Source organism: Streptomyces sp. NPDC058620 (genome assembly GCF_042717135.1).
Taxonomy (GTDB): Bacteria; Actinomycetota; Actinomycetes; order Streptomycetales; family Streptomycetaceae; genus Streptomyces.
The window spans coordinates 116517-131312 of the sequence record NZ_JBHXQO010000003.1 but is presented as its reverse complement, the minus strand read 5'-3'; the positions used below and the strand labels follow the sequence as shown (position 1 = coordinate 131312).

Genomic DNA, 14796 nt, shown 5'->3' with positions numbered 1-14796 from the left:
TCCTCACGCGATGAGGGGGACCACGGCCTCCGGCGTCAGCATGCGGAAGGTGAACGCCTGGTGGAAGTAGAGGTGGACGCTGGTCGCGTCGTGGCTCGCGTAGCCGATCGACAGGTCCTGGGCGAGGCGCAGTTCGAAGTCGCCGCCGCGCGTGGACAGCAGCACTCCGCCGGTCACGGCGGGCGCCCACAGGATCTGGTCGTCGAGCAGCCGGCCCAGATGCGTCGCGACCGGGTACCCGTGGTCGGAGGTCTCCGTGGCCTCGGTGAACGCGTCCGCGCCCAGCAGCAGCCGGTACGGACCGTCGACCCCCGCGAGCCGCAGCCGGGTCAGCGCCTGGCTCACCGCCGCCGGGTAGTCGCGGGCATCGGCGGGCAGCGGCTGCGGGTCGTGCGAGGAACCGCTGCGCAGACCGGTGATCCCGCCGGCCCCGTACCCGTCGATGACGGCCATGTCCTCGGCGAACGCGCAGGTGCGCGCCGCGTCCTTCACCGGCTGCCAGTCGCTGTCGTCCGAACCGCGCTCGACATCGTCCACGGCCGCCCGGGTCACGGTGAACGGCACCCGCCATTCCACGACCGGCGTCGAGGTACGGGCCCTGGCCAGCACATCGGGAGCGGGCGGATCGATGTCGCGCAGATGGCCGTCGCCGACGGCGGCCAGCGTCGGACCGTCGGGCCCGGTGACGTCGACGACCCGGCGGCCGGCCACATGACGGCTGAAGGTCCGCCGGGCCTCCTCCTCGATCTGTTCCCAGGCGGCTTCCGTGACGGGGGCGAGTTCGCGGTGGAGGTTGTTCATCGCGGGGCGCTTTCTTGCAGGCTGCCGATTCGCAGCGAGCCCTCGTCCGGCACCATCGCCGGGTCCGTGGCCCGCGGGGCCGGCGCGGACGCCGGTTCCGGCAGGACCTCGGCACCGGCGAGGGCGGGCGCGGGCGGCGGGGCGTCGAAGAAATCGGCGCCGGGAGCGTAGAAACTGGAGCCGGTGATCGCGGTCGAGAAGTCGAGAATGCGATCGTGCGTGGCCGGCGGACTCCCCAGGAACATGTTGCGGAGCATCTGCTCGGTGATACCGGGATCGGCCGCGTAGGAGATGAAGTACGTCCCGAACTCGCCCTCCCCGAAGCTGCCGAACGGCATGTTGGCGCGCAGGATGTCGCGCTCGGTCCCGTCCGGACCGGTGATGGTGTTCAGGGCGAGATGGGAGTCGGCGGGCTTGACGTCGTCGGGCATCTCGATGTCGGTGAACTTCGTGCGCCCGATGACCATTTCCTGCTGTTCGGTGGTCAGTGAGTTCCAGGACGCGAGGTCGTGCACGTACTTCTGCACGATGATGTAGCTGCCTCCCGCGAACTCCGGGTCACTGTCGCCGACGAGGGCCGCCGAGCGCGCGTCGGCACCGACCGGATTCTCCGTGCCGTCCACGAAACCGAGCAGGTCGCGGTGGTCGAAGTAGCGGAACCCCTGCGTCTCGTCGACGATCCGCACGGCCCCGCCGAGCCGGTCGAGCAACTGCGCCGCCCACTCGAAACAGACGTCCATCCGCTCGGCCCGGATGTGGAGGATGATGTCGCCCGGAGTGGCCGGGGCATGGTGACGGGGGCCCCGCAGCTCACGGAACGGATGCAGTTGCGCGGGCCGGGGACCCGCGAACAGCCGGTCCCACGCCTCGGAGCCGAACCCCATCACACAGGCCAGACCCGCGTCCGGGTACCGGAAGCCGAGCGAACGGGCCACCGCGGGGAGATCCGGCAGCATGTCGCGTACGGCGTCCTCGCCGCCCGGTTCGATCGTGCCGACCAGAATCAGCGCGGCGTTGGTCAGCGGGGCTACCACGGGCTGGACCGCGACGGGGTCCGGGACGGCGTCGGGCATGCGCGCACTCCAGGGGGTGGTGTCGGCGGTGCGGGAAGGCAGGGACTCGTCTGCCACTAACGCACGCCCGCGGCCCGCCCGCACTCCGGGCGGGCCACCCGGGCGAACCTCAGCCGGCGGAGACCTCCGAGCGGTCACCGCCCCAGAGCGTGTGGAAGGAGCCCTCCCGGTCCGTGCGCCGGTAGGTGTGCGCACCGAAGAAGTCCCGCTGGCCCTGGGTCAGCGCCGCGGGCAGCCGGTCCGCGCGCAAGCCGTCGTAGTACGAGAGAGCGGCGGCGAAGCCCGGCGTCGGCACACCCTGGCGCACCGCCTCGGCGATCACCGCCCGCCAGTCGTCCTGGGCGGCCCCGATCTCCTGGGCGAACTGTTCGTCGGAGAGCAGGCTCGCCAGCTCCGGGCGCGCGTCGTACGCCGCCCTGATCCGGTCGAGGAACGCCGCACGGATGATGCACCCCGCCCGCCAGATCGCCGCGACGCCACCGAGGCCGATGTCCCAGCCGTACGCCTCGCCGCCCGCCCGGATCTGGTGGAAGCCCTGGGTGTACGACACGATCTTGGAGGCGTACAGCGCCTGCTCGACCCGGTCGGCGAAGGCGGCGGCCTCCGCCCCGCTCAGCGGTACGGCCGACGGCCCCGCCAGACCGCGGGCGGCCCCACGGAGATCCGCGTGACCCGAGAGCGAGCGTGCGAAGACGGCCTCGGCGATCCCGGACACGGGTACGCCCAGGTCCAGCGCGATCTGCACCGTCCAGCGGCCGGTGCCCTTCTGCTCGGCCCGGTCCTGCACGATGTCGACGAAGGGCTTGCCGGTCGCCGCGTCCGTGTGGGCGAGGACATCGGCCGTGATCTCGATCAGGTACGAGTCGAGGCGTCCGGTGTTCCAGGTGCGGAACACCTCGGCGATCTGCGCGGGGGAGTAGCCCGCGACGGCCCGCAGCAGGTCGTACGCCTCCGCGATCAGCTGCATGTCCGCGTACTCGATGCCGTTGTGGACCATCTTCACGAAGTGCCCGGCGCCGTCCGGCCCGATGTGGGTGGTGCAGGGGGTGCCGTCCTCGGCGCGCGCGGCGATCTTCTCCAGCATCGGCCCGAGGGACGCGTACGACTCCGTGGAGCCGCCCGGCATGATGCTCGGGCCGTTCAGCGCGCCTTCCTCGCCGCCCGAGATGCCAACTCCCACGAAGTGGATGCCCCGCTCGCGCAGCTCCTTCTCGCGACGGCGGGTGTCCTCGAAGTGGGCGTTGCCTCCGTCGATGATGACGTCGCCCTCGTCGAGGAGCGGGGCGAACTCCTTGATCACCGCGTCGGTCGGATCGCCCGCCTTCACCATGATGACGAGGCGGCGCGGGCGCTCCAGGGCGGCCACGAACTCCTGCGGCGTGTGCGCGGGAACGAACGTGCCCTCAGCCCCGAACTCCTTGACCAGGTCGTCGGTCCTGGCGGTCGTGCGGTTGTGCAGGGCGACGGCGAAGCCGTTCCGGGCGAAGTTGCGGGCGAGATTGCGGCCCATCACCGCGAGCCCCGTGACGCCGATCTGCGCAGTGCCGGTCATCTGTGGTGTGCTCCTGAACTCTGTGAGTACCCCGGTGGGGTGGGTCGTACCGGGACGATGGATACGTGCGGCGGCGCCGACGGGTTCAGCGCGTCGTCACTTCTCCCGCGGGCGGGGACTCGTCGTCCAGAGGAGTCCCTTCGAGCGGTTCCTCCTCGTCGTCGACGAGATGCATGGCGGCTTCCTCGGCCGAGGCGGCCGCTCCGTCGATTCCCACGTCCTGAGCGGTCAGCGTGTAGGGCACGCTGCCGTCCGCCTGCTGGGTGAGCCGGCCGGCACGGACGATTCCGACCTCGGCGTCCCAGAGCTCCCCGTCGCCCTCGGACAGGTCGCCCGGGCCCTCGTCCGCGTCGTCGGGGACATCGGGCAGCTCCCGGGTCAGCCGCCGGTCCAGGGACTCCCCGTCGTGCTGCTCCGCCGCGGTGGTGCCCTCGTCGTCGACGGCCCACGGACGCTCCGGCGGGGAGTACCCCGCATCGAGGGGATCGGTGACGCCCGAGGTGTCCAGGGTGTCCTCGACATTGAGCAACTCGTTCGGGTCGGAGGCTTCCGGTTCCTGGGGCTGGTAGACATCGTCCCCCCGTTCGCTGTCAGTCATGGCGTGTCCTTTCGGTCCGGGGGCGACGTCCCCCTGTACGCAATTCCACTCCGGTCCGCGAGGAGCCGCCAACGGAAGGGCTCGGCATCGCCGGTTCCGGGGGCGGCGGAACGGGACCAGGGGGCGGAACCGGAAGGGTCCGACCGGACGTACACTCGGCCCATGGGTCGTACACGTGCCACGAGGGAGAGCCTGCCGCAGGCCACCTCCGTGCTGCGCCCGGCCATGGCCCGTCCGGTGGGCACCGGACCGGTGAGCACCGCCGGCATCGGCGCGCCCGGTACCGGCCGTACCGCTCTGCACGGTCACGGCTAGCGATCTTCTCCATCCGGTCACGGTCAGTGACCGCCAGCGGTTCCGGCAGGGGCTCCGCCCCTGACCGCTGCCCCTCCCCGAACACGGCGGGCCTCCTGCCCCGCTGAACTTTCGCGTCCCGTTCTTCCGGACGCGCGATGCACCCCGGTTCCACATCACCACGCAGCCCCCGGAACACCGCCGGTGCTGCTGTCCGGCGACGGCCGCACCACGGGCCGAGCCACTTCGAAGGGATCACTGTGAAGCTGAGCGAGCTGCTGGCCGGACAGGAACACCAGATTCTCCAGGGCGACCCCGAGCGGACGCCGATCACGGCGGGCACCACCTTCGACGCCGAACTGGCCGCGCCCGGCTCGTTGTTCGTCGCGGTACCCGGCTACCAGGGCGGGGGCCCCGAAGCCGTCGCGCCGGCGGTCGCCCGAGGTGCGGCGGCGGTACTCGTCGGCCCCGACGTACCCGAGCACCCGGCCCCCGCGGCGGACGTGTGCGTGGTCAGGGTGCCCGACATCCGGGCCGCCGCGGCCGTCGTCGCCTCGCGCTACTTCGGTGAGCCCGGCCGCCAGATGGACATGATCGCGATCACCGGAACCAACGGGAAGACGTCGGTCTCCTACATGGTCGAGTCCGTGCTGCGCATCGCCGAAGGCGCGAAGGCGGGCGTCATCGGCACGGCGGGCAGCCGGATCGGCGACGAGCTGATCCCGATGCCGCAGTCGGTCCTGACCACACCGGAGACCCCGGACCTCCAGTACCTGCTGGGCTGCATGCGCGACCGCGGTGTCGGCACCGTGGTGCTGGAGGCCACCTCGATGGGTCTGCTGACGCACCGGCTGGACCGCACCTTCATCGATGTCGGGGTCTTCACCAACCTGACCCAGGACCACCTTGACGACCACGGGACGATGGAGAACTACCGCGACGCCAAACTGCGGCTGTTCCAGGGACTGTGCCGGCATGCCGTGATCAACGTCGACGACCCGGTCGGCGCGGCGATCCGGGACGCGGTGCCCGGCGCCGTGACCACGTACGCCCTCGACGCCGAGGCGGACTACCGGGCCACCGACCTCACGGTCGACGCGTCGGGCACACGGTTCACCCTGCATCACGGCGGCCGCAAGTACCCGGCGGCGATCCCCTCGCCGGGCCGCTTCTCGGTGGCCAACGCACTTGCCACGGTGGCCGCCTGCCACGTCCTCGGCCACGACCTGGCCGCTCTGGTCGCCGCCCTCGAACAGATGCCGCAGATCCCGGGCCGTTTCGAGCGGGTCACGACCCCGTCCGGGACCTCGGTGATCGTGGACTACGCCCACTCCCCGGACTCCCTGAGCAAGGTCCTGACGACCATTCGCGGATTCGCCCGTGCCCGGGTCATCACCGTCTTCGGCTGCGGCGGCGACCGCGACACCACCAAACGGGCCGACATGGGAACGATCGCGGGCGCCGGCTCAGACCTGTGCGTACTCACCTCGGACAACCCCCGCCACGAGGACCCCGAAGGCATCCTCGACCAGATCGCACCGGCCCTCACGGCGACCGGAACCCCCTTCGAACGGTTCGTGGACCGGCGCGAGGCGATCGCGTTCGCCCTCTCCGCCGCAGGACCGGACGACATCGTGCTGATCGCGGGGAAGGGCAGCGAGCCGCACCAGATCGTCGGCGACGCACTCCTTCCGTTCAGCGACATGGCGACCGTCCGCGAACTCACCGACGTGTAGGGAACGCGACGCCCAGCCGACCCACTCACATCCCGGATGCGTCAATCGCGACGATCAAGGTGTTGGCCGCCGGGACAGGCCCCCTGACATGCTGAACCCGTGCCCCGGGGAGGCGCACGAGGGCGAGTGGGGGAGCGGCGATGACGGTGTTCACGACGGAGACCGGACGGGTACGGGGCAGGCCGGCCACCACGGGGCGCGGGATCGTCGCCGTGCTCGGCATCCCCTACGCCGCGCCGCCGTTCGGCGCCGCCCGCTTCCGGGCGCCAGGCCCTGCCGCCGCCTGGGAAGGCGTACGGGACTGCACGGAGTTCGGCCCCGTCGCACCGCAGTCGGCCGAACTCCCCGGCGCGCCCTGCTGGTCGCCCGGCGACGAGGACATCCTCACCGTCAACATCTGGACCCCGGGAGGGCGGGGCGACGCGCTCCCGGTCCTCGTCTGGATGCACGGAGGCGCCTACGTCTTCGGCTCCTCCGCGCAGCCGGACTTCGACGGGGCCGCGCTCGCCGGGCAGGGACTGGTCGTCGTCACCCTCAACTACCGCCTGGGCTTCGAGGGATTCGGTCATGTCCCGGCTGCCGGAGGCGAGGAAGCCTGCCCGGACAACCGGGGACTCCTCGACCAGATCGCCGCACTGGAGTGGGTACGCGACAACGTCGCCGCGTTCGGCGGAGACCCCGGCCGCGTCACCGTGGCCGGCCAGTCCTCGGGTGCGACAGCGGTTGCCTGCCTGATGGTGACGGACCGGGCTCGCGGACTGTTCCACCGCGCGGTCGCCCACAGCGCCGTCAATGCCTGCGCCCCGGTGGAGACCGCCGCGCGGACCACCGCCGAGGTCGCCGCAGCGGCGGGCGTCTCCCCGTCCCGGGCGGGCCTCCTGTCCGCGTCCCCGCAGGAACTCGTCGCCGCCTCCGACAAGGTCGTCGACGCCTACCGCCAGGATCCGGGGTCCGGGCAGCGCCACTACGACCCGGCGATCTACGGACCGGTCGTGGACGGCGACACCCTCCTCGCCGACCCTCTCACCGCGATCGCCGCGGGAGCCGGCCGCGAGGTGGACCTGATGGTCTGCCACACCACGCAGGAGTACTGGCTGCTCGATGCCGTCGGCAGCAGCGCAAAGATCGCCACGGGCAGCCAACTCGCTGCATTCGCGGCCGACTTCGGCCTTCCGGCAGCACTCGTCGACGGCTACCGCGCACTCATGCCGAGCGCCCCGGTCCTCGACGTCTTCCTGGCGGTGTACGGAGATCTGCTCTTCGCCGAATACAGCAGCAGGCTGGCCGAGTCCCACGCCCGCGCCGGCGGCACGGCGTACCTGGCCCGCTTCGACCGCCGCCGGGGCGGCGAGGGCCGGCCGGTCCGCGCCTGGCACTGCGCGGACGTCCCCTTCGCGTTCGGCACCCTCGACGAAGCGAGCGTCCACTTCCTGATCGGCGGCCCGCCCGGACCGGCCGACCGTGCGCTGTCCGCGCGGATGATGCGGGCCTGGGCGGACTTCGCCGCCACCGGCGACCCCGGCTGGCCACGGATCGGCGCCTCCGCCGGCGCGGTGTTGGTCTGGGGCGCCGGAGAAGGCGCGAGCGAAGCGCCCGCCGACGCCTTCCGTGAACTGTGGCGCACCGCCGGATATCCGCTGCTCGCGCCGTAGGTGCCGTGTGCGCCGCCGGGCGCGGCAGGCGCTCCGAGGAGCGGGGGCGTGCGGGGCTTCGCCCCCTGCGCGCCCCCGACTCCCTTGTCATCACCCGCCCGCTGCACCTAAGTTGGCCGATTGCGACGTGTCCAACTGCCAGTGGGGGAGCCGAATCATGGCCGCGAACGGACGGCACCGCAGATATCAGCCCAGCCGCATCAACCGTGCCTCGCTCACGGTGACGGCGGGCGGCGCGGGCATCGCGCTCCCGCTCATCACCGCCGCGTCGGCGGGTGCCGCCCCGACCGATGTGTGGGAGAAGGTCGCCGCCTGCGAGTCGACCAGCAACTGGCACATCAACACGGGCAACGGCTACTACGGCGGCCTGCAGTTCTCCGGGTCCACCTGGGCCGCGTACGGCGGCACGGCCTACGCGCCGCGCGCCGACCTCGCCACCAAGGACCAGCAGATCGCGGTCGCGGAGAAGGTGCTGGACGGGCAGGGGCCGGGCGCATGGCCGACCTGTTCCGTACGCGCGGGGCTGACCCGCGGGGGTGACGCCCCGGACATCGCTCCCCAGTCGCTGGGAACCAGGCCGGTCGACGCGCCGGAGAAGACAGCCCCCCGCGCGCAGCCGAAGGCCGCGGCCCCCGCGTCACCGACGACGGTGCCGGGTCAGCGGGAGTCGTACACGGTCGCCCGCGGCGACTCCCTGTCCGGCATCGCCACCGCCGAACAGGTCCGCGGCGGCTGGCAGCGCCTGTACGCGGCGAACCGGCAGGTCGTCGGGGACGACCCCGACCTCATCCTTCCCGGGCAGCGGCTCAGCCTGGACGTGGCCAAGGCCCTGGGCGCCGCCCCGAAGCCCGCGGGGGCCGCCCCGAAGCGGTCGGCCGCACCCGAGGCGAAGGAGCGGGCGAAGCCCGCCCCCAAGGCCGAGCCGAAGCGGGAAGCGAAGCCGCAGCCGAAGAAGGAAGCCAAGCAGGAAGCCAAGCAGGAGCCGAAGAAGAGCCCCCGCTCGGACCGGTCCACGGAGCGCGCGGAGAAGCAGTCCGGCCTCACCGCGCCGGTGGCGGCCCGCACGGGCACGCCGTACCGCCAGTCCGGCTCATGGGCCAGCGGCTACCACACGGGCGTCGACTTCCCCGTTCCCACCGGTACATCGGTGAAGGCGGTGTCCGCGGGGAAGGTCGTCTCGGCCGGCTGGGCGGGGGCGTACGGCTACGAGGTCGTCATCCGGCACGGCGACGGCAGGTACAGCCAGTACGCGCACCTGTCGGCGCTGCACGTACGCGCGGGCCAGCAGGTCAGCAGCGGCCAGCGGATCGCCCGCTCGGGCTCCACGGGCAACAGCACCGGTCCGCACCTGCACTTCGAGATCCGTTCGGGCGCCGGTTACGGCTCCGACGTCGACCCCCTGGCCTATCTCCGGGCGGGCGGCGTCAGGATCTGAACCGAGCCGGTCCGCCGGGTGCTTCCGCACGCGGGTTCACCGGACTTCACGCTTCCCACCACGCGTCCCTGCGGCAGCGTCAGGGTCAGCGGCAGAGAATTCGGCGCCGGAAATGAAGCCGTGGCCGCCACCTCGGCGGACGTACGGCCGGAGGCCGCGGGGCGAGCTCCGACGGGTGACGACGGCGCTGGCGGGCTCACGGACTCCGGCAGACGACCGGCACGGCTCCGGGGCGTGGGCCGGACCTCGGCCCCTTCGCCCGTCTCGTCCGGTGCCGCGTGCCGTACCGGGTCCGGTACCGCGCGCGTCCGTTCCGCCCCGAGCCGCTCCGTGGTGAGCAGGACCAGCCCGCCCGCCGTCACCGCGCCGCACACCAGCGCGAGCAGGGTGCCCGTCATGCCGTAACGGAACTGCTCGCCGAAGAGGGTGATCCCGACCGCCGCCGCGACCACCGGATTCACGACCGTCACGATCGCCAGCGGTGCGGTCAGACCGGCGCCCCGGTACGCGGACTGGGACAACAGGAGCCCGGCCGACGCGAGACCCGCGATCACCAGCAGGGTCGGCAGCCCGGAACCCACCGATCCGGAGGTCCACTCGACGGCCACGGTCTTGGTGAACACCGAGCCCATACCGAACGCGATCCCGGCGCCGGTGGCCAGCAGGACACTGCGCACCATCGCGCCGCGGAGCCCCTTCGCGACGAGGAAGAGCGCCGCCACCACGCCGAACGTCACCGTCGCCAGCGCCAACCGCTCAGGACCGCCCAGCGCGTGCGACTCGCCGCTCCCCGTCAGGGCCAGCAGCCCGGCGAGGCCGACGGTGGCCATGACGGCGCCGCGCCAGGCCGTGGACCCCGCCCTGCGGCGCACGAACAGCGCGGCCATGGGCAGGGCGAAGACGATCGTCAGGGCACCGAGAGGCTGGACGAGGCTGAGGGGCCCGTAGGCCAGCGCCACCACGTGGAGCACCGCACCCACGCCGTTCAGGGCGACAGCGGCCCACCAGGCGGCGTTGCGCAGGAGTGCGGCGTACGAGCGGCCGTCTCCGCCTGCGGCGACGCGCTCCTGGACGATCGCCCCGGCCGCGTAGGCGACCGCGGAGACCAGTGACAGCAGCACAGACAGCGCGAGGGAGCTCATGTAGACCACGATGTCCTGTCGGGGCCGCCGAGTCGTCGTCCCAGAGGCGGCGATTCGACGTACTGCTCTAGTAGTACGTAAGTGCGTCCGGCGTCCTCCTCCCGACGGTAGTCCTCCTGGCCCAGGACCTCAGAAGTTCCGCTCCCGGCGGGTACGGTGAGCTCCGGACCGGGCACGGCGGGTGGCCGAACGGGGCCGACGGGCGGGAAACGGTCCGAGGGGGAGCAGACGATGAACCGGACCGGTGTGCCGGAGCCAGGTGGCTTCTTCGCCCTGCGTACCGCGCCCGTCCCGGGCGGCGGCCACCGCCCGCTGGCCGGCCTCTACGCCGGGGATCTCGCGCCCCTCACTGCCCGAGTCGACACGGTCGCCCTCCGTCTGAACACGCCGGAGCGCAGAGTCGCCGCGTCCATCGCGCACCTGGGGCTGGCGGCCCGGCTCTGGTCCATCGCGCTCGGCCCCGCCGCCCTGCACGGCCGGCTGCCGGACCTCTCGCCCGGCCGGCTCTTCTGGGACCCGGCGCACACCTCGCCCGACGATCTCTGGCTGGAGGACACCGCGTCACTGGAGGGCACCGCCGACCGGATCAGGGAGGCCGTCCAGTTCGGGCACCTCGTGCCGCTCGCCGACGCGCTGCGCGCGCAGGGGACGGTCTCCACGCGACTGCTGTGGGGCAACGCGGGCTCGGCGCTCGCCGGAGCCGTACGGGAACTCGTCGGGTGGGCGCGCACCCACGGGCGCCCCGACGTGGCCGGGCGGGCGCGGGCCCTGGCAGCCGAACTCTTCGACCACCCGGACCTGTCCACCACCGGCGCCCCGCACGGCCCGGCGTTCCGACGGCGCAGCTGCTGTCTGTACTACCGGTGTCCGGGCGGCGGACTCTGCGGCGACTGCGTCTTCGACCGCGTGCCGGGGTCCGCGGCGAGGACCGCGCCCGAGTGACCACCCGGGGAAACGGGAGGCTTCGGGAGCGGTCGGCTCAGGTGCTGAGCTGGAACTCGGCGCGGATGCGCTTGCCGACCGGCACGCGCTCGGCGGTGAGACGGTCGCACAGGGCGACGACGATCTCCATGCCGTGGCCGCCGAGGCGTGCCGGGTCGGGTGCGTAGAGGACGGGAAGCGCCGTGCTGCTGTCGTACACCGTGACGCTGATGCTCTCCGCGGTGCCTTCCAGCTCCAGCAGGTAAGGGCCGAAACTGTAGCGTTCGGCGTTGGTGATCAGCTCGCTGACCGCCAGCATCAGATCGCTGCGGGTGTGCTCACGCAGCACCGCGAACCACTCCGCGACGAGACGGGTCAGGAAACGGTCCGCCAGTGCGCGGGCCTGCGCTATGCAGCCCGGCTCACCCGCGAACACCTCGGCGGTGTGCAGTACCTCCGTGCACCGGAACCCCTGAGCGGGGTTGTCCGGCCGGGAGGTGGCCTGTTCATTCATAGCTCCAGCCAAGGCGCCGCAGGGAGGTCGGAGACCTTTTCTCGCCGTTCGTCTACCCGCGTCGAGAGATCCCACTCCGGGGGATGTCCCCAGATCTTAGACGCTTCGCACTCCGCCGCGCGGCCGTTCAGGCATCCACGCACATTCCGGTGCGCAGCCGCTGCACGATCCGGTTCAGCAGACGCGACACGTGCATCTGGGAAACCCCGAGACGCTCACCGATCTGGGCCTGCGTCATCTCCTGGCCGAAGCGCATCTGCACGATCTTGCGCTCACGGTCGTCGAGCTTCTCCAGGAGAGGCGCGAGCGTCTGGAGGTTCTCGACGCTCTCCATGCCCGGGTCCGTCTCGCCCAGCAGATCGGCGTACGCCCGCTGGTCCTGACCGGACTCGCTGTCCGCGGAGGGGGTGTCCAAAGAGCCCGCGGAGTAGCCGTTGGCCGCGACGAGACCCTCGATGATCTCCTCCTCGGGGAGGTCGAGGTGTGCGGCGAGCTCCGCGACCGTGGGGTCGCGGTCCAGTTCCGCCGAAAGCTGCTCCTTGGCCTTCGCCAGGTCGACCCGCAGCTCCTGGAGGCGGCGCGGCACATGCACGGCCCACGTGGTGTCACGGAAGAACCGCTTGATCTCGCCCACGATGTACGGCACGGCGAAGGTGGCGAACTCGACCTCGCGGGAGAGGTCGAACCGGTCGATGGCCTTGATCAGGCCGATCGTGCCCACCTGGATGATGTCCTCGGCGTCGTCACCGCCGCGGTTGCGGAAACGGGACGCGGCATAGCGCACCAGGGAGAGATTCATCTCGATCAGGGTGTTGCGCGCGTACTGGTACTCGGGCGTCCCCTCTTCGAGGGTCTGCAACTCGTCGAAGAACATCCGCGACAGTGCGCGGGCGTCCTGCGGAGCCACCTTTCCGGTGTCCTCGATCCACGGAAGTGTGCCCGTACCGGCAGCTGTTGCGGCATATGTCCCGGAACCGACCTGGTGGCCCTGCGGAGCCGCTGTGGCGACCGCTCCGGTGGTTCGCACTGACATCGCCGTCATGGTGTCACCCTCCTGGTTGCTGTTGGTGTGGAACCTCGTATGCCCCGTTCAAACGAAGTCATGCCTTCCGGATTCGATGTTCTTTCGGAGGGGGAAACGGGGCCGCGCCGGACCATGGCAAACTTGATCGGGGCGTTCGGCCCGTAGTAACGCGGCCTGGCGCAGCCTGTGGCCGGCATCTTCGAGTAACAGAGGAACGGCCATGACGGTGACAGTTGACAGCCCGGAGCTCGATCCCGGAGCCGGTGAGTTCGGTCCCGGCATCGACCCGGAGCGGCTCGCCGTCTGCCTGAGCGTGCTCGACGAGCTCGACACCATCGACATCGACCACCCGGACGCGATCGCGGTGCGCCGGGCCACCGCGGGCGTCTACCGCACGGTGAAGCAGCGCCGCCGCCAGGAGCGCAGGGCCGCCAAGACCGCGCACGACAAGGCGGTCACGGAAGCGACCGCGACCGGCTCCGCCGAGCGCATCGACGACGAGACCCAGGGCGTCCTGCCGTCGTCGTCCGCCGCCGCCGAGATCGCCGGAATACTCCAGCGCCCCCGCTCCTGCTACATCTGCAAGACGCGGTACGTCGAGGTCGACGCCTTCTACCACCAGCTCTGCCAGCCCTGCGCCCATGAGAACCGGGCGCGGCGCGACGCCCGCACCGACCTCACGGGGCGCCGGGCGCTGCTCACCGGCGGCCGGGCGAAGATCGGCATGTACATCGCCCTGCGGCTGCTGCGCGACGGCGCGCACACCACCATCACGACGCGCTTCCCCAACGACGCGATCCGCCGCTTCAAGGCGATGCCGGACAGCGCGGAGTGGATTCACCGGCTGAAGATCGTCGGCATCGACCTGCGTGACCCCGCCCAGGTCGTCGCGCTCGCCGACTCGGTCGCGGCCGAGGGCCCGCTGGACATCCTGATCAACAACGCGGCCCAGACGGTGCGCCGCTCCCCGCAGGCGTACAGCGAACTCCTGAACGCCGAGTCGGCGCCGCTGCCCGCCGGGGAACTCCCCGCCGCCGAGGTCATCGGCACCTTCGGCAGCGGAACGGTCGACCGGGTCGCCGCGCTGCCGTCCGCCCGCAAGGAGGGGCTGACTGCTCAGGACGTCACCGAGCTGGCGCTCGTCACGGGCTCCGCGTCGCTGGAGCGGATCGCCGCGGGCACCGCGATCGACGCCGGCGGACTGGTTCCCGACCTCCACGACACCAACAGCTGGATCCAGACCGTGGAGGAGGTCGAGCCGATCGAGCTCCTGGAGGTGCAGCTCTGCAACTCCACCGCACCGTTCATCCTGATCAGCCGGCTCCGCCCGGCCATGGCGGCGACGGCGGCGAAGCGGGCGTACGTGGTGAACGTGTCCGCGATGGAGGGCGTCTTCGGCCGCGGCTACAAGGGAGCGGGTCACCCGCACACCAACATGGCGAAGGCCGCCCTGAACATGCTGACCCGGACCAGCGCCCAGGAGATGTTCGAGAAGGACAACATCCTGATGACGGCGGTGGACACCGGCTGGATCACCGACGAGCGCCCCCACCCGGACAAGATCCGCCTCGCTGAGGAGGGCTTCCACGCCCCGCTCGACCTGGTCGACGGCGCCGCCCGGGTCTACGACCCGATCGTGCGCGGCGAGGACGGCGAGGACCTGTTCGGCTGCTTCCTCAAGGACTACGCGCCCGCGAACTGGTAACACCCGGCGCGGCGATTACGCGACGACGGCGGCCCGTGTTCCACGGGTCGCCGTCTTTGTGTCCCGGTTTGCCCCGTTGAGGCCCCGCTGCGGCTCCGCCGGAGTGAGATCGTTGGCTGAAAGTGACCCAGGCCATACGTTCTGTCGAGCGCGGGGGCGCTCATTTGGTTAGGCTGGGGTCAACGGACGCCACCAAGGAATCCACAAAGATTCCTCGGCCGTCCTGGGACAGGTCCGTAACCGGGCCGCCGTCCCGCCCCCTACGGGCGCCACCGCGACCGAGCTGTTCCTGCCCCTGCCCGGGGCGGTCGACGCACGGTTTCGGCCGCGCAACGCCTGCCCGGGGTTA

The 14796-nt window shown here is 71.6% G+C and carries 13 protein-coding genes; 6 read left to right on the top strand and 7 right to left on the bottom strand.

What is annotated here, in order from left to right; all coding sequences use genetic code 11:
- Positions 1-3: 3 nt before the first annotated feature.
- From ACFWSK_RS05365 to ACFWSK_RS05350, 4 genes are all read right to left on the bottom strand, one after another.
- Positions 4-801, bottom strand: coding sequence for a family 1 encapsulin nanocompartment shell protein (locus tag ACFWSK_RS05365; RefSeq protein WP_383782221.1), 798 nt, complete (start codon positions 799-801; stop codon positions 4-6).
- Positions 798-1874, bottom strand: a complete 1077-nt coding sequence (locus ACFWSK_RS05360) for a Dyp-type peroxidase (protein WP_383782219.1) — start codon at positions 1872-1874, stop codon at positions 798-800. The genes ACFWSK_RS05365 and ACFWSK_RS05360 overlap by 4 nt, the downstream gene beginning before the upstream one ends.
- 109 nt (positions 1875-1983) lie before the next feature.
- Positions 1984-3426: an NADP-dependent phosphogluconate dehydrogenase gene (gene gndA / locus ACFWSK_RS05355; RefSeq protein WP_383782217.1), complete on the bottom strand. Its 1443-nt coding sequence runs from the start codon at positions 3424-3426 to the stop codon at positions 1984-1986.
- 85 nt (positions 3427-3511) lie between these two features.
- Positions 3512-4024 (bottom strand): DUF5709 domain-containing protein, encoded by a 513-nt coding sequence (locus ACFWSK_RS05350; protein WP_383782214.1) that lies wholly within the window; start codon positions 4022-4024, stop codon positions 3512-3514.
- A gap of 162 nt (positions 4025-4186) precedes the next feature.
- On the opposite strand from ACFWSK_RS05350, the gene ACFWSK_RS05345 reads away from it, so the two are divergent.
- The 4 genes from ACFWSK_RS05345 (at position 4187) to ACFWSK_RS05330 (ending at position 9141) form a co-directional block, all read left to right on the top strand.
- On the top strand, positions 4187-4339 hold the full coding sequence (locus ACFWSK_RS05345; RefSeq protein ID WP_383782211.1) for a hypothetical protein: 153 nt from the start codon (positions 4187-4189) through the stop codon (positions 4337-4339).
- A gap of 239 nt (positions 4340-4578) precedes the next feature.
- Positions 4579-6054 (top strand): UDP-N-acetylmuramoyl-L-alanyl-D-glutamate--2,6-diaminopimelate ligase, encoded by a 1476-nt coding sequence (locus ACFWSK_RS05340; protein ID WP_383782209.1) that lies wholly within the window; start codon positions 4579-4581, stop codon positions 6052-6054.
- A gap of 140 nt (positions 6055-6194) precedes the next feature.
- Positions 6195-7706 carry a carboxylesterase/lipase family protein gene (locus tag ACFWSK_RS05335; RefSeq protein ID WP_383782207.1) on the top strand — a complete coding sequence of 504 codons (1512 nt, stop codon included), beginning with the start codon at positions 6195-6197 and terminating at the stop codon, positions 7704-7706.
- A gap of 157 nt (positions 7707-7863) precedes the next feature.
- Positions 7864-9141: a transglycosylase family protein gene (locus ACFWSK_RS05330; protein ID WP_383782205.1), complete on the top strand. Its 1278-nt coding sequence runs from the start codon at positions 7864-7866 to the stop codon at positions 9139-9141.
- Here ACFWSK_RS05330 and ACFWSK_RS05325 read toward each other — a convergent pair.
- The gene (locus tag ACFWSK_RS05325) at positions 9111-10283 is read right to left on the bottom strand and encodes a DMT family transporter (protein ID WP_383782203.1); all 1173 of its coding nucleotides are present in this window, start codon (positions 10281-10283) and stop codon (positions 9111-9113) included. The two genes, ACFWSK_RS05330 and ACFWSK_RS05325, sit on opposite strands and share 31 nt — an antisense overlap.
- Positions 10284-10514: 231 nt before the next feature.
- Here ACFWSK_RS05325 and ACFWSK_RS05320 point away from each other — a divergent pair, with 231 nt between their 5' ends.
- On the top strand, positions 10515-11225 hold the full coding sequence (locus ACFWSK_RS05320; RefSeq protein WP_383782201.1) for a (2Fe-2S)-binding protein: 711 nt from the start codon (positions 10515-10517) through the stop codon (positions 11223-11225).
- A gap of 37 nt (positions 11226-11262) precedes the next feature.
- Here ACFWSK_RS05320 and ACFWSK_RS05315 read toward each other — a convergent pair whose 3' ends face one another.
- Entirely contained in the window at positions 11263-11718 is a 456-nt protein-coding gene (locus ACFWSK_RS05315) for an ATP-binding protein (protein WP_383782199.1), read from the bottom strand.
- A gap of 127 nt (positions 11719-11845) precedes the next feature.
- On the bottom strand, positions 11846-12760 hold the full coding sequence (locus ACFWSK_RS05310; RefSeq protein ID WP_383782197.1) for an RNA polymerase sigma factor SigF: 915 nt from the start codon (positions 12758-12760) through the stop codon (positions 11846-11848).
- 202 nt (positions 12761-12962) lie between these two features.
- Here ACFWSK_RS05310 and ACFWSK_RS05305 point away from each other — a divergent pair, with 202 nt between their 5' ends.
- Positions 12963-14447, top strand: a complete 1485-nt coding sequence (locus tag ACFWSK_RS05305; RefSeq protein ID WP_383782195.1) for an SDR family NAD(P)-dependent oxidoreductase — start codon at positions 12963-12965, stop codon at positions 14445-14447.
- Positions 14448-14796 lie beyond the last annotated feature (349 nt).